At 49.2% G+C, this 19,883-nt stretch carries 11 protein-coding genes; 3 read left to right on the top strand and 8 right to left on the bottom strand.

What is annotated here, in order from left to right:
- Positions 1-118 precede the first annotated feature (118 nt).
- Positions 119-1,282: a Gfo/Idh/MocA family protein gene (locus tag FN808_RS09310; protein WP_142714312.1), complete on the bottom strand. Its 1,164-nt coding sequence runs from the start codon at positions 1,280-1,282 to the stop codon at positions 119-121.
- Positions 1,283-1,464: 182 nt separating this feature from the next.
- On the opposite strand from FN808_RS09310, the gene FN808_RS09315 reads away from it, so the two are divergent.
- Positions 1,465-3,183, top strand: a complete 1,719-nt coding sequence (locus FN808_RS09315; protein ID WP_142714313.1) for a GMC family oxidoreductase — start codon at positions 1,465-1,467, stop codon at positions 3,181-3,183.
- Between the two features lie 84 nt (positions 3,184-3,267).
- Positions 3,268-3,849, top strand: coding sequence for a gluconate 2-dehydrogenase subunit 3 family protein (locus tag FN808_RS09320; RefSeq protein WP_142714314.1), 582 nt, complete (start codon positions 3,268-3,270; stop codon positions 3,847-3,849).
- Between the two features lie 86 nt (positions 3,850-3,935).
- Here the strand turns inward: FN808_RS09320 and FN808_RS09325 are convergent, their stop codons facing one another.
- The 6 genes from FN808_RS09325 to FN808_RS09350 form a co-directional block, all read right to left on the bottom strand.
- A complete protein-coding gene (locus tag FN808_RS09325; RefSeq protein ID WP_142714315.1) occupies positions 3,936-5,651 on the bottom strand; it encodes a glycoside hydrolase family 10-like protein in 1,716 nt (571 codons plus the stop codon).
- 174 nt (positions 5,652-5,825) lie between these two features.
- Positions 5,826-9,434: a CRTAC1 family protein gene (locus FN808_RS09330; RefSeq protein ID WP_246068327.1), complete on the bottom strand. Its 3,609-nt coding sequence runs from the start codon at positions 9,432-9,434 to the stop codon at positions 5,826-5,828.
- 204 nt (positions 9,435-9,638) lie between these two features.
- Positions 9,639-10,982: a Gfo/Idh/MocA family protein gene (locus tag FN808_RS09335; protein WP_142714317.1), complete on the bottom strand. Its 1,344-nt coding sequence runs from the start codon at positions 10,980-10,982 to the stop codon at positions 9,639-9,641.
- 58 nt (positions 10,983-11,040) lie between these two features.
- A complete protein-coding gene (locus FN808_RS09340) occupies positions 11,041-11,964 on the bottom strand; it encodes a hydroxypyruvate isomerase family protein (RefSeq protein ID WP_142714318.1) in 924 nt (307 codons plus the stop codon).
- Between the two features lie 177 nt (positions 11,965-12,141).
- A complete protein-coding gene (locus tag FN808_RS09345; RefSeq protein ID WP_142714319.1) occupies positions 12,142-13,947 on the bottom strand; it encodes a RagB/SusD family nutrient uptake outer membrane protein in 1,806 nt (601 codons plus the stop codon).
- Positions 13,948-13,967: 20 nt separating this feature from the next.
- A complete protein-coding gene (locus tag FN808_RS09350; protein ID WP_221929991.1) occupies positions 13,968-17,159 on the bottom strand; it encodes a SusC/RagA family TonB-linked outer membrane protein in 3,192 nt (1,063 codons plus the stop codon).
- A gap of 623 nt (positions 17,160-17,782) precedes the next feature.
- On the opposite strand from FN808_RS09350, the gene FN808_RS18895 reads away from it, so the two are divergent.
- Complete coding sequence (locus FN808_RS18895; protein WP_185958325.1) at positions 17,783-17,941, top strand: hypothetical protein; 159 nt, start codon at positions 17,783-17,785, stop codon at positions 17,939-17,941.
- A 6-nt stretch (positions 17,942-17,947) separates the two neighbouring features.
- On the opposite strand, the gene FN808_RS09355 is transcribed toward FN808_RS18895, so the two are convergent.
- Positions 17,948-19,870, bottom strand: coding sequence for a hypothetical protein (locus tag FN808_RS09355; protein ID WP_434084131.1), 1,923 nt, complete (start codon positions 19,868-19,870; stop codon positions 17,948-17,950).
- Positions 19,871-19,883 lie beyond the last annotated feature (13 nt).

Here is a 19,883-nt window from a genome sequence, read left to right on the forward strand (position 1 = left end):
CAAACCAAGATAACCATATTCTTCTATTACAAAAAAAAAGGATCCATTCGCAAGAATGAATCCCTTTTTCTTTTCTTATTTGTCATCGAGGCAACAACATGCCCCGGGCCTCCGATGCTCAGTCACTGGCCGGCGGGTCATACTTCATATCCACCCATGTTTTCTTTTTACCACTCTCAACAGCCTTGTGAATAAAGTGAACACCCCGGGCGCCATCCTGAACAGTTGGAAAATCCAGTGATAATTCGTCCGGCTCCTCCCCCTTAAGGCGTGCTGCGAGCACATCCGCCACATTGGAATAGATATTCGCAAAGGCTTCAATGAATCCTTCGGGATGTCCCGGGGGGATGCGGTTCCCGGCTTCGGCTGCTTCCGACAGGTACGGGTTTCCACGCTTGTAGATTTCCTCGGGACCGTCTGAATATTTCACATGCAGGTAGTTTGGATTCTCCTGCGACCACTCGAGTGCGGCCTCATCGCCGTATAAACGGATATTCAAATCATTTTCATCGCCCACAGAGATTTGTGACACATAAAGGATACCACGCAGACCCTCTTCGTAGTGCACCAGCATATTGGCATCGTCTTCAAGCTCTCGTCCCTCTCCAAAACTGTGGATATCGGCATAAAGTTCTTTCATCTGCTGGCCGGTGATATATTCCACCAGGTTTTCCGCATGGGTTCCAATATCCCCAATCGCCGAGGAAATACCGGCTTTGTCAGGATCCAATCGCCAGATTTCATCATCATTGGTGTCTGAAAGCCAGCCCTGGGGATATTCCACAACCACCTTGCGCAGGTTTCCCAATTTGCCATCAGCTACCATCTTCCTGGCTTCCTTTACCATGGGATAGCCGGTATAATTATGCGTCAAGGCGAAAATGATGTCATGGTCGCTGACCAGGCGGCACAGCTCTTCAGCTTCCTCAATGGTATTCGTCATTGGCTTGTCGCAAACAATGTGAATGCCCGCTTCAATAAAGGCCTTGGCCACCGGAAAGTGCATGTGATTCGGGGTGGTAATGCTTACAAAATCGATACGCTCTGCAGCGGGGAGTTCGGATTCTTTTTCAGCCATTTCCTGGTAGGAATCATAAACCCGTTCCTCCGAGAGATGCAACTTCCTGCCCATTTTTCTAGATTTTTCAGGCTTGGATGAGAATGCCCCTGCAACCAGCTCGATCTTCCCGTCCAGAGCAGCTGCCATGCGGTGCACCTCACCAATAAATGCACCGGGACCGCCACCGACCATTCCGTAACGAATCTTTCGATCTAAATCCATAATTGAGTAAAATTTAGCTTCTTTAACATTATTTTATCTGTGTTTTAATAAGCACTTTTGGTCATTAAATTGCAAAAAAAATAGCAACCGCGAAAAATCCCATAAACTGATGCAAAATTCTTGCAAATATGCTTTCGCTCATCTATGTTAGCATAGCAAGATATTTAATTCAAAATAAGATCATGGAAAATAAGAACTATTACATTTCTAACCCCCCGGAGGAATACGATGCTATTGTTATAGGATCAGGTATTTCCGGCGGATGGGCCGCAAAAGAGCTGACAGAAAAGGGACTCAAAACCCTGGTCCTGGAACGGGGCCGCGATGTGAAGCATGGGGAGGATTATGACACAGAGCATATGCCGCCCTGGGAAGCTAAATTCCGGGGGCAGGGCGATCGTAAGCTTCTTGAAGAGGAATATCCCATGCAGCTTCGATCAAATGTAATAAATGAATATAATTATCACTTTTTCGTCAATGATAAAAAACATCCCTATCAGACGGATGATGAAAACCCGTTTTTATGGGTTCGCGGCTACCAGGTTGGAGGACGCTCTCTGACATGGGGCCGGCAGACCTACCGCTGGAGTGATCTCGATTTTGAAGCCAATCGCAGAGAAGGCATTGCGGTGGATTGGCCTATCCGCTATAAGGATATTGCTCCCTGGTATGATTATGTAGAAGAATTTATTGGTGTCAGTGGACAGGCCGAGGGCCTTGAGCATCTGCCCGACAGCAAATTTCTGCCCCCCATGGATCTCAATTGTGTTGAAAAGGATGTCAAGGAGAAAATTGAAAGCAATTTTGAGTATCGGCATATGACCATTGGCCGATGTGCGGTATTGACAGAACCTCACAAAGGCCGTGGCGCCTGTCACTACTGCGGACCCTGTTCAAGGGGTTGCAGCGTGGGCGCCTACTTTTCGAGCCAAAGCAGCACTCTCCCTGCCGCCCGTAAAACCGGTAACCTTACCCTGCGGCCGAACAGTATTGTACACAGCATCATTTATGATAAAGAAACAAACCGTGCCACCGGCGTGCGTGTCATCGATCGGCTGACCAAGGAATCCAGGGAATTTCATGCCAAGGTTGTCTTTTTGAATGCGTCTGCCCTGGGCAGCACCCAGATTATGCTCAATTCAACCTCGGATGCTTTTCCCAATGGCATCGCTAACTCCAGCGGGGTTCTGGGACATTACCTCATGGATCATCACTTTCGCGTAGGAGCTTCAGGTCTCTTTGAAGGCTATGAAGATAGCTACTACCATGGAAACCGCCCCAACGGTATCTACATCCCGCGGTTCCGTAACATCAACGAGCAGACCAAGCAGGATAACTTTGTACGGGGGTACGGCTTCCAGGGTGGTGCATCACGACCAAGCTGGGGACGGGGTACTTCCATGCAGGGCTTCGGAAAAGATTTTAAGAAAAAACTCAGGGATCCCGGACCCTGGCATTTCGGGATGACCGCCTTCGGTGAAATTCTTCCGTATGAAGACAACCACGTAAGGCTGAGCCCCGACAAGACCGATGACTGGGATATTCCCCAGCTTGAAATTCATGCCTCTATCAAGGAGAATGAAGAAAATATGCGCGAGGACATGGCGCAAACCGCCGTGGAAATGCTGGAGGCTGCAGGTGGTAAAGATGTCAGTCCCTACTTCGGCGAGTACCTGGTGGGCGAGGGAATCCATGAGATGGGAACCGCACGCATGGGACGGGATCCCGAAACATCCGTTCTCAATGCTCATAACCAGACGCATGACGTGCCAAACCTTTTTGTCACCGATGGGGCCTGCATGACGTCAGCAGCCTGCCAGAACCCATCACTGACGTATATGGCCTTGACCGCCCGGGCCGTTGATTTTGCCGTGAATGAAATGAATAAAGGAAATCTCTAACATAGTACATTTGAGTTTCTGGGGCCTGAATCTCCCGATGACTGCCTCAGTTGCCCGTTTACTATTTAAACCCAAGAACCAACTATGGACAGACGTGAAGCCATAAAACGACTTGCCTTTTTGAGCGGGGGAGCCCTCTCTCTTTCCACCGTCGCCGGTATCATGGGCGGTTGTACAAGTAAGAGCAACAGTAGCGGAAGTTTCTCCCCTCAAACATTGACCGATGCGCAAAATGATCTGGTTATCCAGTTGTCCGAGCGCATTATTCCTGCTACTGATACACCCGGTGCCCAGGCAGCCAGGGTCAATGAATACATCGACTTGATGCTTACAGAGTGGAATACCAAGGAAGAACGGGAACATTTTCTCGACGGACTTGATCGCGTCAATGAACTCAGCAACCAGCAGTACGACCATGATTTCATCGACCTTGAAGAAGCGGATCAGATTGCCCTGCTGGAAGAACTGGAACAACAGGCCCTTGATGAGCCGAATCCTGTGCCCGACTCCGATCTCAAGCCCTTCTTTGACATGATGAAGGAGTTCACCGTCGTCGGATATTATACTTCTGAGATCGGTGCTTCAGAAGAATTGAATTTAAACCTTATCCCGGGCTATTACGATGCCTGTCTCCCCTACTCCGAAGTGGGACGTGCATGGTCGTAACCCATAGGCCCCTCACCTTTTGAAGCCATCCTGCTGGTCATTGCTCACAAGTGGGGTGGCTTTACTGCATCCATGATGTGATAGTATCACCAGGATATGGAGGGGACAATGCTTATTTCCCTAATCAAATAGGGCTCACTCTCATTACCGAGTTCATCGACCAGCGAAACAGCTGCCCCGGTAAATGTCCCATGGCCATTGGTTTCCGGCAATCTGATATTTTGCTGTGATCCCGGGTAGATCGCTATTTCCCAGTGCGATCCGTATCGCTTCTTGACAACCCACAGCCAGGGCTCTTTCTCCCCGCGATCGTCCGGGTACGCACGTAGCAGAAATTGATCATCCATCTTCAGGGCCTGCACATTCGGACGTTTTGGCAGTGAGTCTGTCAGCCAGTGCGTAGCCGGTACCAGGGCTTCACCAGGATAAAGCCCGGCAAGCGGAGGATTGCTGTTTCCATCGGGCATCAGGGCCTTCATGCTAAAGTGAATACTTCCGCTTGCTCCGGGGTGACTGCGGGCAATCTGCACCTGTTGTTCAATTTCCCGCTCGGGCCATGCATTGGATTTGGATTGAAGGCGGCTCGTATAGATACCCGGCCACAAGTGCCGTTCTTTGTTATTTTGCTGATGCCACCATTCCAGCAGAACGGGAAAACTCTGGGCTTCCTGGGCTACAGGCCAATATAACTGGGGGGCCAGGTAATCGACCCATCCCTCCTGCAGCCATTTCCGGGCATCGGCGTAAATTCTGTTGAAGGCATCCAGCCCCTTGATTTGTTTGGGATGACCCGGCCGCCAGATGCCGAACGGCGATATTCCAAAGCGGATGTGGGGATCAATAAGCTTAATCTCACTGTTCAAACGTTTAATAAAATCATTGACATTCTCTCTCCGCCAGTCATCCCGCTGCCGGCCTCTGTTTCTTTTCCTGTGCCGACCAAAAGAATGTCCGTCGGGGAAAGGAAGAAATTTTCCATTTTCCATGCGCTTTGGATAGGGATAGAAATAATCGTCCAGGTGAACCCCGTCAATGTCATAGCGCCGGACAACATCAGTGATAATATTGATGGAATACTGTTGAACCTTTTCTTGTCCCGGATCCAGCCACAAATAATCACCATACTGTACCACCATCTCTGGATGGAGATTTTTGATATGATCAGGAGCCAGTCCGCTATCCGCAGACGGATGGTAGGCACGGAAAGGATTAAACCAGGCATGCAGTTCCAAGCCCCGCTGGTGAGCTTCCTTTACTGCAAACTTCAGCGGGTCATAGAAAGGTTCCGGAGCCTTGCCCTGGCGACCGGTCAGGTATTCAGACCAGGGCTCAAAAGGCGAATGATAAAAGGCGTCTGCAGCAGGTCGTACCTGCAGGATTATGGCGTTCATATTCATTCCCACAGCGCGATCCATCATCGTTTTGAGCTCCTCTTTCTGATGGTCCACGGAGAGTCCCGGCTCTGAGGGCCAGTCAATATTATCCACCGTAGCGATCCAGACCCCTCGGAATTCACGAGGGGTTTCAGGAAGGTTGTTATAAGGAGCCCGAAGTGTGTAAGTGGCATAAGGAGCCGCAGGCTCCTCCGGCAACTGCTCCCCCGGGGGTTCCTCATCAGCTGAATCATCCTCCGACGGTGTCTCAGGCTCAACCTGTTCAGGCTCTTTTTGAGAACCTTCTGTTATAACAGCTCTGGGAGACGAACACCCCAGGAAAAGAACCATAAGCATGGCTAACAGGATCCATCCCGATACCTGCGCCTTTCTATTGGATATATTCTGGCCAGAACCCTGATTACTCATGAATAATTATAATACTAATGATTTTTAGCCATCTTTCCTGGTCTGTCTTCATCTTGGGTATCCGTACCACCCAAGTGCCCCAGCTCGCCAAAGTGATCCAGAATGCTTTAACAAGCAGAAAATGTCTCGGTATACCCTCAAGGCCGTTCAAAATATCATAAATTTCTCCCTATTTTAATAGCGAAATGTGTAAGCCCTCCCCTCTTCAGACAGTTCTCTGATTTCTGTGGTACCGTCAAACCAGCGTATTTCCAATGAAGACGCCTTTTCCTCTGTTCCCAAAACCTGAGCAGCACTGTGCTGCGAGCGATATCCTGAGCCCGCCTGTATTTCCCTGGCGGGTCCTTTGCTCCCATCTTCGTAAACCAGGCGCATGGAAGAGCCTATGGCATTCCTGTTTCCTGCAGGACCTATCAGCCGAACATACAATCCCTGTCTTTGGGCCTGGTTGATATAGAGGACAGCAGGTCCCCCGTTTTGGGATACCGCTAAGTCAGCTCGTCCGTCTTTGTTGAAATCACTTACGGCAGCACCCCGCTGTTCCCCGTAAATCTCTATACCGCTCTGGTGGCCCGGAACCGCTCGGAAATGCCCATGGCCATCCCCCAGCAACAAAAGTCCCCGTCCGGCATCCAGCCGAAAAATACCAGATGGAAACGAAAAGTCGTTCTGACTCAAAAAAAGATCCTCTTTTCCATCATTATTAAAATCGGCAGTGCCTGCATGAAACGCAGCTGAAAACTGAGCCTTCCGGGGCAAAGGATAAGCAGAAAACCCACTTTCCGAACTCAAAAATATCATGTGCTGTACCGTATTGATTTCCCTTGAGGGAATAGTGCCCGGATCCTGCCCGACGATATCCCCCACCGATGACCGGGCATACTGTTTATGCGAGGTAATACGTCCCAGTAACGAGGGCATGGAATCCATTTCATATAATTTGCGGCGGGGTACATAGGCCTGCAGATCAGACTCGTAATAGCTGTCAATAATATCCAGTGTCCCATTTACGTCAAAATCACCGTAGAATAATTTGAGCGGATGTCCCCCGGTCGGCTTATAAATGCTGTTACTCCCGATGTTTGTAGCAACAATATCAGGGCATCCATCCCCATTAAAATCACCGGTAGCAACGCCGTGCCACCATCCCTTGTAGTTATTAAACCCGTAATCAGTACTTACGTCAATAAAATTGCCGTCCCGATTTTCCAACAGTGCAATGGAATCCCACGAACGGCTCAGCACAAGATCCGGATCACCATCCCGGTCATAATCGGTAAACACGGCTCCCGACACCAGGCCAATTTCGTTAAACCTTCTCGAATTCACTGGATCCCTCACAAAATGCCCATTCTCATTCCTGAAAAGCCGTGAAGAGGCATTGCGTGGGTATTCGCCCGGCATAAATGCTCCCCCGATGAAAAGGTCAAGATCACCATCGCCGTCATAATCCGAGGCGGCTACTGGTCCCGTCGTAGAAAGAACCCCCGGCAGTTCCTGTACATCTGCGGATGTGTTATCAATATTATACATAAAGCCGGAAGGCACCTGCGGACTGCCCTGTTCAAAATTTGCACTACCCAGTACCAGCTTCAGTCTTTTTTCCGTCTGCCACCCGGCCAGCCCCGTTTGATCTCCCCCTGCTGAACGGCTGAGTTCTTCTATTTCAGTTCTTTCCAGCTCACTGTTTCCATTATTTCTAAATATACCAATCTGACCTCCTTTCCCGGACGTAATAAACAGATCATCATATCCATCCCGATCATAATCCATCCATCCCACCCCGGGACCCTGCCGACTCAGCAGCGCAGGCAGCAAAGGTTGCACATTAAAATCCGTATATCTGTCTTCATGATGGACATATGCAATCTGATCGGAGGCGTCCCTGAATAAAGGCGGCTCGCCTTCCGATGATGAATCCCTCCTACTTTTCATCACAGCTGATGATTGATCTACAACATACACCCGATTGGATTGCACGCCATCGATCGTGCTTACCGATTCATCCGGCCAGGTGACGGTTAACTGGTGATTAATATTTTCAGGATCGGCCGCAAAAAAGGCCATGGGTTGAGATCCTGATACATAGGAGCCGCCGGCACTAATCTGCTTCTGCTGAACCACTTTTGCCCCCTCCAACCGTATTTTTGCTCCAATTCCTGCAGTATTGGGAGGTTTGCCCTTCAACGTAACCGCAATACGTGGGGCACTGGTCTGGTTCTGATAAACCACGGCTTCTGTATTAAACCTGTTGATGACAAAGTCTGCATCCCCGTCGTTGTCCAGATCAGCAATAGCCATTCCCAGAGAGATATCATCCTCGGTGAAACCCCATGACTCACTCTTATCGGTGAAGGTTAAATCCTGATTATTACGGAGCATTCTATTGGGCAGGTCCAGCCGTGGATAGCGTAAGATATCGCCCGTGCTTTGCATAGTCCGGGATGTCTGTCGATTCAGTTCAATTTGGGTATCCAGGTCCTGGTAATCAAAGGCGTATCCGGTCGTCAGAATCAAATCTTCATAACCGTCCAGATCAATATCAAGAAAATTCGTTGCCCATGACCATTCGGTGGCCGTTACATTGGCATAGCTGGAAATTTCCGCAAAGGTGTGATCTCCACGATTTAGGTAAAGAGAATTACGATTATACTGGGGACGTCCATCAATGGGATCTAGATGCTCGGAAAGCTGGCGCAGCCTGCGCTGATGCCTGCTGCTCAGCATCTCAGAAACAAAAAAATCGGTAAATCCATCCCGGTTGATATCTGAAAAGTCCACTCCCATGGAAGAAAAACTCATACTTCGAATCGCATGCTTGTCAGCACTTCTGAATGTTCCATCCCCCTGGTTCATCCACAGCCGATCCGGCGTCCAAAAATCGTTGGCGACAAAAAGGTCGGGATGGCCATCGCTGTTGATATCCTGAAACTTTGCGGTCAGTCCCCAGTCCCGGAAGAGGCCGACCGGTCTCCCTTCGGCATTTAAAAAGTGTTTTTTTTCATCCGTCACTTTCTCGAAGGTGCCGTCACCCCGGTTAATATACAGATGGTCTTTGGCCCCGTATTCATTACGATAAGAACGGCCGTCCGTTTTGATAATGCCGTAATATTGATCAAAGGGAGGAACCACCACCAGCGAGTCTCCCTGTTTGCGAACCGTATTTTCGGTAGATAATTCATCTGCTGAATAAAGGTCCCGCACGGTCTTCAACTTATAGTTTGATATGTACAGGTCCAGATCACCATCCGCATCAATATCGGCGAGTGCCATCGTATTGCTGCCCCGGGAGTCCTGAAGCCCGCTGTTTTCTTTCAGGGTAAACCGTCCCTTCCCATCATTGATGTAAAGCACATTTTCTTTCGTCAGGGAGGTGATTAGAAGATCGGGATGGGAGTCACCATTCACATCCGCAAAGATTACCCCCGTGGAGTTGTAGCCCTTATGTGCCAAATTGGCTTCTTCAGTAATATCAACAAATTGAAGCCCGCCTATATTTCTATAGAGTTTGTTGGGACCTTCAAGGCTGGCCAGATAGATGTCAACCCATCCATCTCCATCCACATCCGCTGTTGTCACGCCCGAACCGTTTAGAAAATTACGATTTTCTTCAATACTCGCCCGACTGACGGAATTGATAAAATCGATATTACTGTCAGAAGCATCTACTTTTTTGAAACCGGTGCTCCCAAAAAAACCCGGAGAAAGCTCGGCCCACTGGTAGCCCTCCTCCTGGTGCCACTGCAAGTCATCCGAGGAACTGCAGCTTCCCATTAGAACCATCAACAGAAAAAATCCAGTAATTTTTTTAAAGTGCCCGAATAAGCTCATTCATTTAAAACTAAGAAAATACGATTATCAGCGGTTTGTCATCCAGCAGCAGGCAGAAGTCAACAAACTGCTTATCTTGATAAACTGACCCTTGTTGATATAAAAAAAGGCAACATCCCCGGGAGAGGATATTGCCTTTTGAGATTGATCTGCGATTTACAGCACCTCTGTTTGTCCCGGTACCGGTACAGGATATTTCCCGTCTTCGTTGGGTACCACTGGAGGCGTTGCTTCCCATCCATACTCTTCTGGCATGACACTTTTCTGGGAGTTTAGCGCCTCTTCCCAGTTGATCACTTTGCCGGAATAGGTGGCCATTCGCCCCATGAGAGCCGTCATGGTACTTTTAGCTCCATATTCGGTGTTGTTAATATGATCACCATTGCGGATGGCCGCAAAAAGTTCATCATGTTCCTGCTGATAGGGGTTGGGATCTCCCTCCCCGTCATGATCGTAAAGGGTTTCGCCGTCCCAGCTCTTCAGCACAGCTGTATCTCCGCTTGTATGAATCGAACCCCGGGTTGTCTGGAATGACTCCGCCACGCGGTTCATCGTATCGGGCTGGTGTCGGCACTGGCTGGCAATGACCGCCCCGCTGGGATAGGTGAATTCCACAAAGTGATGATCAAAGATCTGGCCGTGATCACGGCCGGTCCGGACTTCTCGTCCACCCATGCCCTGAGCAGATATGGGGTATTCACCGATAAGCCAGTTCGCCACATCAATATTATGAATATGCTGTTCCATAATATGATCTCCGCAAAGCCATACAAAGTAGTACCAGTTGCGCATCTGGTATTCCATTTCATTTTGATGAGGCTTGCGTGGACGCACCCATACGCCGGCACTGTTCCAGTATACCTGTCCGGATACGATATTCCCCACGGCGCCGTCATCTATGCGCTTTACGGCTTCACGGTAGCTGTTCTGATAATGGCGTTGCAGCCCAACTACCACGTTGAGGCCTTTCTCATCAGCTTTTTTCCCGACTTCAAGCACCTTGCGTACGCCCGGTGCATCGGTGGCCAGCGGCTTTTCCATAAATACGTGCTTGCCGGCATCAATAGCCTCTTCGAAATGATAGGGCCGGAAGCCGGGAGGCGTTGCCAGGATGACCACATCCGCCAGTGAAATGGCGTCCTTGTAGCCTTCGAAACCGGTAAACTTATGCTCTTCCGGTACATTGAGCTTCTCTTTTTCGTCGGCAAAGACCTTGGTCAGTGTTTCATAGCTGTCATCCAGCCGGTCGCGGAAAGCATCAGCCATAGCCACCAGCTGTACCCCATCGCCCGTGCTAAGGGCCTGTCGTGCGGCTCCCGTTCCACGGCCGCCACACCCTACCAGTGCAATTTTGAGGGTTGCCGCTCCAGCGGATTTTGCACGTGCACTGAATGGAAGGGAACCAAGCATAAGTCCCCCTGCCGCCAGCGATGACGCCTTGACAAAATCCTTGCGCGAAATATTCTTGTTATCTACATGATTGTCATTGTTTGAACTCATAATTCTTACTCTGTTGTTAAGGTTAATTTCTGTGTTTCATCCGTTATGAAGATCTTCATCAAAGAAAATTGTCGGCTTCCTTGTACGCATCAATGACAGCCTGCTCTCCTTCCCTGCCGTCCATTGAATTTCCGTGCTCCATACCGGCAATGCCATCAAACCCTTTCTCATAAATATATTTGAAGACATTTTTAAAGTTAATTTCCCCGGTCCCCGGCTCGTTGCGGCCCGGAACATCGCCCTGTTGGAAATAGGCAATTTCATCCCAGCACAGATCAATGTTTCTAATCAGGTTACCCTCATTTTTCTGCATATGATAAATATCATACAGAATTTTGCATGAGGGACTGTTAACAGCCTTGCAGATCATATGCGTTTGGGTAGAAGTACGCAGAAAAAGGTCCGGCGTGTCACTCAGCGGCTCCAGTACCATTACCAGGTCGTGCGGTTCCAGCACTTCAGCTCCTCGCCGCAGGGTTTCAATGACATTGCTTGTCTGGATCCCGATCGGCAGGTCGCGCGTAAAATTACCCGGGACCACCGTCATCCATTTGGCGTTAACCCGTTTCGCTACTTCTACGGCTTCCTTACAGGCTTTCACAAAAATATCGGTGTATTCCTGTTTGCCGGCCGTAAATGAGTTGGCCGAGTTACCACCCTTGTCTATTACAAAGACCCCCATCTGCATATCCTGGCGGTCCAGTTCTTTCCCGATTTGCTCCTGCATGGCCGGCGAGCGGCCCATGAGTCCATTATCCTCGAGGGCGGTAAAACCTGCATCCGCCATAAATTTTATCTGGTCGATGAGGTCATCACCGGCATGGTGACGGAACATCCCGAAATGGGGTGCATAATTTAAATTAAAAGTATCCTTTTGTTTTGTTTTCTCCCGGTGACGGGTGTTGCCAAGCGCAGCCGGGCTTGCCGCCATAACCGAAGCCCCTGCCAGCATACCGCTACGTAAAAAATTCTTCCTGTCCATGTTGATTATTTTATTACTAATCTTGCAAATTATTTATCAGTACCAGCCTATTAAAATACCAAATGCTTGTGGTCCCGGTAATGAATAAAGTCATTTATTGTCTCTTTATCCACTACCGGACGTCACAAGCAGGAGGCATAATTGTTATTATGTAATTAAACTACCTTCAGAGGAATATTAATAGTTTGGATTTTGAATCAGGTTATCGTTCCTGTTCATCTCCTCGAACGGTATGGGCTGGAAGTACATCTTGTCATCCCAGGTTCGGTTGCCCGGTACCTGAGAGCGGACCTGGTAGTTGTAGTTTGAATAGGTACTGCGGTCAGCCTGGTTCTCCCCATCAACCGTAATATGAATGTTTTGCGCCTGTTCATTCATCACTTCAGGGGCTATCATCCAGCGCCGGACGTCAAAATAGCGCTGCTCTTCAAACGCCATCTCAATACGGCGCTCGTTGCGATAGGCTTCCATCAGCTCTTCACCGCTTACCGTGGCATCATAGGTTGGCATGCCGGCACGTGTCCGTATCTTGTTCAGCTCACGGCGGGCATCGGCATATTCACCCAGCTCAATGGATGCTTCCACATAGTTCAGCAGAATTTCCGTATAGCGGAAGAAGATCCAGGATCCCTCCTGCTTATTGCTGGAGCCGTGCTGTATGTCATTGCGAATAAACTTTTTCAAGTAATAGCCGGTATAGCTCCCGTTCCAGTCTTCAATAGGACCGTCGCGCGTATCCACTCCCGGTACCACGGACCCGTCGGGAAGCGTAAGCTCGGCAAAGGTCTGTATAACGTTGTCACCGTCATACTGTACGGCATCAGACGGCCGCTCTACCCAGTCGGAGCCGTCGTGCAGGATTGAAGCTTCCAGCCGGGGATCCCGATCTTCGTAGGGATTGGCCGCGTGCTCGGGGTTATTCCAGTCAAACTCCGAACCATCTTCCATTTCGTAGTCGTCTACCAGGTTCTGAAGCGGGGTGTTCCCGGCCCAGTTGTGATAACCGTTCGGACCATTATCCAAACCGGGATTGTGGCCGTCATCACGGGTCTCCAGGAAATAGCGCTCCATAATGGTTTCGGGATTTGCGGGTTTTTCAGTAAGAAAGAGCTCATAGTAATTCTGGCTCGCCTCTTCATCGCTTGATGGATTGGGACGAAATAGTTCATAAGCCCCAAGGTCCATAACATCCTGGGCGGCCTGTTTAGCAGCTCGCCACATTTCCTCCTGGCTTTTGCCTCCGGTATAACCGGTAACATCCATTCCGCTGGGATTCTGATGGTACAGATCACTGGCCGCAAAAAGCAGTATGCGGGATTTGAGGGCCATCGCCGCACCGGCACTTGCACGTCCCAGGTCATCGCCACTCTGTTCCACAGGAAGCAGGGCGGCAGCCGAATCCGCTTCTGCCACGATGAAGTCCACCGTCTCCGCAAACGTATTTCGTGCAGGGGTCAGGTCTTCATCGTTCAATGAAGCAGGAGACGTCAGGATGGGAACCCCGCCATAGATACGCAGCAGATTATGGTAAAAGTACGCACGCAGGAAGTGAGCCTGCCCTACATAAGAATCGATCACGGTCTGGTCTTCAATGGCTGAATCCCTGATCTCGGACAGCAGGGTGTTTACCTGCTGTATCCGGAAATAAAGGTCCGCCCAGTCCCAATGGTTAAAATCACCGCGACTTTCAAAACTTCCCCGGTTACTGGGAGAAACGGTGGATTCCACGATATCAGGAATACCGTAGCCGTGGGTAAAATGGGTTTCGTCAGCTGCCGATGACAGCATGACTTCATACAGTCCATGCCCCATACCCAGATATATGTCGTTGAGATAAGCCTCGATAAGGGCCGGATCATCCCAGACCGCCTCCTCAGAGATCTGGTCCAGCGGCTCCTGTTCTATCGCTTCCTGAATGTCGCAGGACGCCATAGCCAGCAGCATCACGCAAAATAAGGTTAATTTATAAGTTATGTTCTTCATAGTGATCTAATATTTAGTACTTAAAATGTTAAGGAAATGCCAGCATTAAATACTCTTTTCTGCGGATAATAGGAACCTGCGCCATTTTGGGTCTCCGGGTCCATGAGACCAAAAGAGTCCCAGGTAAGCAGGTTAAATCCGTTGAGATATACGCGCATGTTTTTCATACCTATTTTGCTGGTCAGGTCTGACGGCATGTTATAGCCAATTTCCAACGTTTTAAGCCGTACATAATCAGTGTTTCTAAAGAAGTAGGTATTTTGATTTGCTATCCAGTACTCCTCTGTACGCTGGAACGCCCGCGGTCCTTCTGCATGAGACTGGTCAGGGTGCTGGAGCATCGGGTTATCCGGATCGGGTCTCCATCGCTTCTCGGCAAATTGGGCAAAGTAGTTTCCGAAATCGCCAGACTCGGTCTGAATATACTGCGAAGCGCCTGCAGCCCCCTGGAAGAAGGCCGTAAAGTCAAACTGCTTGTAACTGGCCGAGAAGGTGATCCCTCCTGTCCACTCAGGAATGTTGTTTCGGTCGGAGCGAACGCGGTCATCAGCAGTGATTTCGCCGTCTCCATCGATATCTTTAAACTTGATATCTCCTGGTCGGACAGCATCTTTATTACCGCCCCAGTATGCCCCATATTGGTCAATATCTTCCTGATTCTGGAAGACGCCGTCTGCCACATAATACAGTTCAGTCTCCATCTTTGAACCGGTCGACTGCTGCCACTCAGGAGCGCCGGGAGCTTCATCCCAGTACTTGATCTCGTTGGTAGCCCAGCCGGCATTCAGCGAGATGTCATAAATGAAGTCTTCATTTACCTGGTCGCTCCAGTTAATGGAACCGTCAACCCCGTAGCTCGAAACTTCCCCGATATTTTCTTCCGGGAGCGTAAGTCCGGATGTTTGCGGTATCGAAGCGTTACGCTGGGTAAGAATATCCGTTCTCAGGTAATCGAAGTAGTCGACTTCAACCGAAAGGCGGTTGTCAAGCATAGAGGCCTCGATACCCACGTCAAACTGGTTGGCAACTTCCCAGGTAATATTGGGATTCGGTGTGCGTGTCTGATACAAGCTGGGAACTTCTACGCCACCACCAAAAATGTATCCGCCGCCAAAGCCATAGCTGGCCAGGTACTGGTACGGATCCACACGGTCGTTACCGGTTTGACCCCAGGAGGCACGCAGTTTAAAGTTGTCAAAGAATTCCACGTTGTTGGTAAAGAACTCTTCTTCCGTAAGTCTCCACCCAACAGATACCGCCGGGAAGAATCCATAACGGTCATTTTGGGGGAACTTGTACGAACCGTCATAGCGTGCCACCAGTTCAATCAGGTATTTGCTTTGGTAATCATAATTGATGCGGCTGAAGAAGCTCTGCCATTTTTCCTTATATCCGCTTCCGTCGTTGGAACGCTGAGCTTCACCGCCAGCAAAAAGCTGGTCAATAGCGGGGGATATATAGTTACGTCTGAAGGCCGTAAACCATGCATTCTTGCTTTCACGGCGCTCAATACCACCCAGCAGGCTGAGGTAGTGATCGTCAAAATCCCGCTGATACTGAACCACGGCGTTATACAGCAGGTCATAGTTATCATCACTCCACTGTGTCAGCTGGGGTTCCTGGCCGGACGGTCTTGAGGCCCCGGTTAAATACTGCTCGGGATCACCGCCATTGGCTCTGTAGCCGTCGGCGTCAAAGCCGTAGAGGGTCCATGGCGTCAGCCATTGCTTGCGTTCTCGCAGCTCTTTGTTATAGGAGAAGGTCCCGCGAACATTCAAGCCTTCAACTCCCGGAATTTCGATATCGGTCACCAGGTTGGTGGTTAAGTAATAGCGATCATCCTGGTCATAGCCGGTTGCATCCGTTCCGGTAACCACAGGATTTTGCCCGTTTTCAATATCAGGACCCGGCAGTCCGTTGGGCCAGTATGCAGGGAGCTGCGGCTTTCCGCGCATCAGCATGCGGAAGGTAGCGCCTGCAGGTTGAGTAGGGAAATTGCGATCTTCATATCGTCCGCTAACATCAAACTGGATGTTAATGTTTTCATTCACCTGTCCGTCAATATTACTCCTGAAATTATATTGATTAAAACCGGTCGCACTGTTTTCATAGTATCCATCTTCGGTCAGCGCACCCAGTGAAATACGATATTGCATGTTCTCACTTCCACCGGACATGGCAAGATCGGCCTGTGTCTGGAGAGAGATGGGCTTAAGCGCTTCAGCGAACCAATCCGTATCATGGTACAACCAGGGATCCTGCTGGTCGATATTCTCATGTTTCTGAATCTCCTCCTGAGAATACCGGGGGTCGTTGCCTCGATACATATCCACTTCGTTCAGCATCCGCAGATAGGTGGGGGCATCCGCCATATCCGGAATGCGCGTCGGCTGGTTAAAGCCCTGGTTGAAGTCGATCGTCAGCTCGGGTTCACCTGAAGCGCCCCGTTTGGTCGTTACCAGGATGACCCCGTTGGCAGCCTGTGAACCATAGATGGCAGCAGAAGCGTCCTTGAGCACCGTCATATCTTCAATATCCTGTGGATTCAGGCGATCAAGGGCATTGGCATCCGACGGAATCCCGTCAATTACAACGAGCGGGCTGTTATCCCCCAGCGTATGCTGACCACGAATACGAATGGTAGATCCATCATAGCCTGGCTCACCGCTGCTGGTCACAGAAACAACACCGGGCAATTTACCTCCAATGGAGTTTGACGTATTGGCCACCGGACTTTTTTGCAGTTCTTCTCCACCGACAGCGCTTACCGATCCTGTCAGCGTTTCCCTCTTCTGGGTTCCATAGCCAACTACCACGAGCTCTTCGCCTGCATAGGTCTGAGAAACCATTTGAATATTGATGGTCTCCCGTCCATCTATGGGGACTTCCTGTCGCTGAAAGCCAATAAACGAAAATACCAGTGTATCTTGAAGAGAAGGAACATTCAGCTGGAAGGCTCCATCACTTCCTGTGGTTGTCCCTGTTGTGGTTCCCTTTACAAGGATGTTGACCCCGGGTAACGATTCACCGGATCCGTCCACAACGGTTCCCGATACTTGCTGAGCCTGAGCCGAAGCCCCCAGCCCCAGCAGTAAAAATGCTATTACCAGCATACTGTTAAAAAACAGAAACCTGGACGTGGAATCCGGTCCTTTTCCAACAGTAGTGATATCCAGCAACGTGCCTAATTTTTGTATCACCTTAGTAGTCATATGAATTATTAATTGAAGTTAACGTTAACATAGCATTAGTTGGTTGTGCCATTTTCAGGTCAATGTGTGTCCATATTTCATAGTGCAACAGAAGGGATACCGTTTTGAGAAGAGAAAACCTCACCACCTATTTTATTCCCTGCTGCTATTATGCAACTATTTCCTATGTCCTTTGAACTTTTATATTCTTATTATCTGGTATTTGCTACACTTATTCAATTTAATTTTCTCACAATAAAAAACTTTCTCTTTCCTTCGCTGGCTTGACCTTCGGGTTTTTGTTTGCATACATCCTGAAATGAGCAATGTTTCTTTTATACCACCGCCCATTTAGAATATTTCCCGCTTACCGTTTCTTAATCACGCATTTTTTCTTGAAGAAAAGCAGCCATTATGAAAATTTTTTTCACATAAATGCAATAAAAAGAGCTACATAACACTACATCTTGCAATGAAACTTTATGCTTTTTTAATCGCACGTTGTGCGAGACCAAGAGGCAAAAATGGCCATTTTTTTGTGAAGGGAACAGCTGAAATAAATAAAAAAGGGGTTCACCAGAGGAGAGCAATAATATTAATGAAAATATGGTCAGTCTGAACAAAGATGATGAGAACAACGATTTATGGATCTAAATCTTAGCTGTGAGATGCAAAATAATCCCCTCTTGCAAAGGGATGGAATGCTGCCGAAGATCCTGTTGATCCAAAAATACGAAGGCCAGTATACAAAGAAGCTGAGTTCACCGTCTTTCGGCAACGGAACCCAGCTATCGGAATTATGAAATGCGTCAGTCGTTCAGGGCGTTAATCCAGTCCGCTATTCTAAGAGCCTCCTCCTCGGGTACAATGGTCATGGGAGGCATGGCTGTAGCATAGTCGGGCCAGTTAGAAAGGTCGGGATTATATATCAATTCAACCATTTCTTCATTGCTGTATCCCCGTTTGGCTATCTCGGCAAAAGGAGGTCCTACCATGCGTTTATTTTGCTGGTGGCAGGAGGTACAGGTATACTGTGAAAGCAGGGGCTTGATCTCCTCGTAGCTCGGGCTCTCCCCGCTCTGAAGCTGTTCATCTCCGCCCGCTTTCCCGGCTTCCACATCTTCCTTCTGAATGGAGTTCATAGTGCTTACCTCCTCCATGGAGAGCCGTTCGCCCTGGGGTATTTCCTTAAGTGTATAATAGGCGGAACTATGCAAAAGCGGATTTCCGTCTTTTTTGGATCGAATGCCATCCAATTCAATATGGTGTATATAATTTTTTCGCAGATTGTCCACGATAATACGAACACCCATACCGTCTTCAGTTACCTTTACCCCTCTGACTTCCCCCTGTCCGGGATCAATCATCGGACTTCCATATACAGGGTGATATTTGTATATAAAACTGGATACAGCATAGGAAGCCAGATCCTCAGCCGACGCCCGGTCAACCGGTTTTGTAAAACGGATCTCGAAGCCATCCGGTCTTACTCTGATTGTTTTCATCTCAAACGGCAGCTGTCGATTCCATACCAGTCGCTGAAGTCCTTCATCAGCAGTCCCGGCTGATCCCCAGCCCCGGTTTGTCTCGCCAATGAACAGCGAACCATCATCAGCCCAATCCATGCGAAGGACGCCCGACTGAAACCCACTGCGGAAGTCCAGAGCAGCCCCCTGGTAGGTTCCATTCACTTTTTCCAGGATAACCCGCATAATCTTGCTTTGTCCCTGGTCACCCACGAGGATCTGGCCTTCAAAAGGCCCAAAATGTCCTTCAGGAATCTGCTGAATATCAGAGTTGGAAATACCGAGTATTCCATGCGGCAACCACACAGCCGGCGTCTTCAAGGCAGGAAGTTCATCCTGCAGTTCAAACAATGTCCGGTATTCTTCTTCGTCCGGCTCGTTCTCGGGTTTGATATAGTTGCCGTCTTCATCTTTGTTAAATTCCGGGTCTACAAGCTCGTACAGTTCCTCCGCTGTCAAAGAGAGGGGAGCATTCTTTTTATCTGTCCACCGGAGTCCGGCCGGGTGGCCCATAAAATCTCCTTTCTCAACATGCCATATTCCGCCGGACCCTATCCAGTCTCCCTGATTTTCAGCATAAAACAGCTCGCCGTCCACCAGGCCAAGGCCGGCCGGCGATCGCATTCCGGTTGCCCAGGGCTGCATCTTTCCATCCGTAGTAATATTCATCATCCACCCTCTCCAAGGCACTCTGCTCTCGCCCCTCCACCACTGTTGGTCGCCAAATGCCACATTTCCCGAAACAAAAAACGATCCGTCGGGCGCAATAAGCGGTCCATAGCTGTATTCATGATAGTGTCCGGAGAGCGGCCAGGCATAAACCGTTTCAATGACATCCGCACGGCCATCCATATCGGAATCCTCCAGCCGTGTAAGTTCTCCACGCTGCACGCAGTAAAGCGCCCCATCCTTATAGGCCAGTCCCAGTACTTCATGGAGACCTGTGGCAAATTTTTTGAAATGAGGATCCCCGCTGGCTGGGTTTTCAACTATGATAATATCGCCTCTTCGGGTGGCAATACCCAGATCCCCGTCCGGCAAAACAGTAAGTCCACCCACTTCCAATAAATAACCTTCGGGGCTTGGAATATCCACAATCGGAAAATAGTCTGCTTCAGCAGGTGCATCCTGTCCAAAAGAAGGGCTGTTTACAGCCAGCAACATGATCAACACAACATAACAACGACGCAGGTAATACATATACATTTTCATCTGTTCA

The sequence above is a fragment of the Fodinibius sediminis genome (assembly GCF_900182555.1).
Lineage (GTDB): Bacteria > Bacteroidota > Rhodothermia > Balneolales > Balneolaceae > Fodinibius > Fodinibius sediminis.

Coding starts and splice junctions, on each gene's coding strand:
- FN808_RS09310 (WP_142714312.1), bottom strand. CDS start 1,282: ATGGATTTAGATCGAAAGATTCGTTACGGAATGGTCGGTGGCGGTCCC.
- FN808_RS09315 (WP_142714313.1), top strand. CDS start 1,465: ATGGAAAATAAGAACTATTACATTTCTAACCCCCCGGAGGAATACGAT.
- FN808_RS09320 (WP_142714314.1), top strand. CDS start 3,268: ATGGACAGACGTGAAGCCATAAAACGACTTGCCTTTTTGAGCGGGGGA.
- FN808_RS09325 (WP_142714315.1), bottom strand. CDS start 5,651: ATGAGTAATCAGGGTTCTGGCCAGAATATATCCAATAGAAAGGCGCAG.
- FN808_RS09330 (WP_246068327.1), bottom strand. CDS start 9,434: ATGGTTCTAATGGGAAGCTGCAGTTCCTCGGATGACTTGCAGTGGCAC.
- FN808_RS09335 (WP_142714317.1), bottom strand. CDS start 10,982: ATGAGTTCAAACAATGACAATCATGTAGATAACAAGAATATTTCGCGC.
- FN808_RS09340 (WP_142714318.1), bottom strand. CDS start 11,964: ATGGACAGGAAGAATTTTTTACGTAGCGGTATGCTGGCAGGGGCTTCG.
- FN808_RS09345 (WP_142714319.1), bottom strand. CDS start 13,947: ATGAAGAACATAACTTATAAATTAACCTTATTTTGCGTGATGCTGCTG.
- FN808_RS09350 (WP_221929991.1), bottom strand. CDS start 17,159: ATGACTACTAAGGTGATACAAAAATTAGGCACGTTGCTGGATATCACT.
- FN808_RS18895 (WP_185958325.1), top strand. CDS start 17,783: ATGGATCTAAATCTTAGCTGTGAGATGCAAAATAATCCCCTCTTGCAA.
- FN808_RS09355 (WP_434084131.1), bottom strand. CDS start 19,870: ATGTATATGTATTACCTGCGTCGTTGTTATGTTGTGTTGATCATGTTG.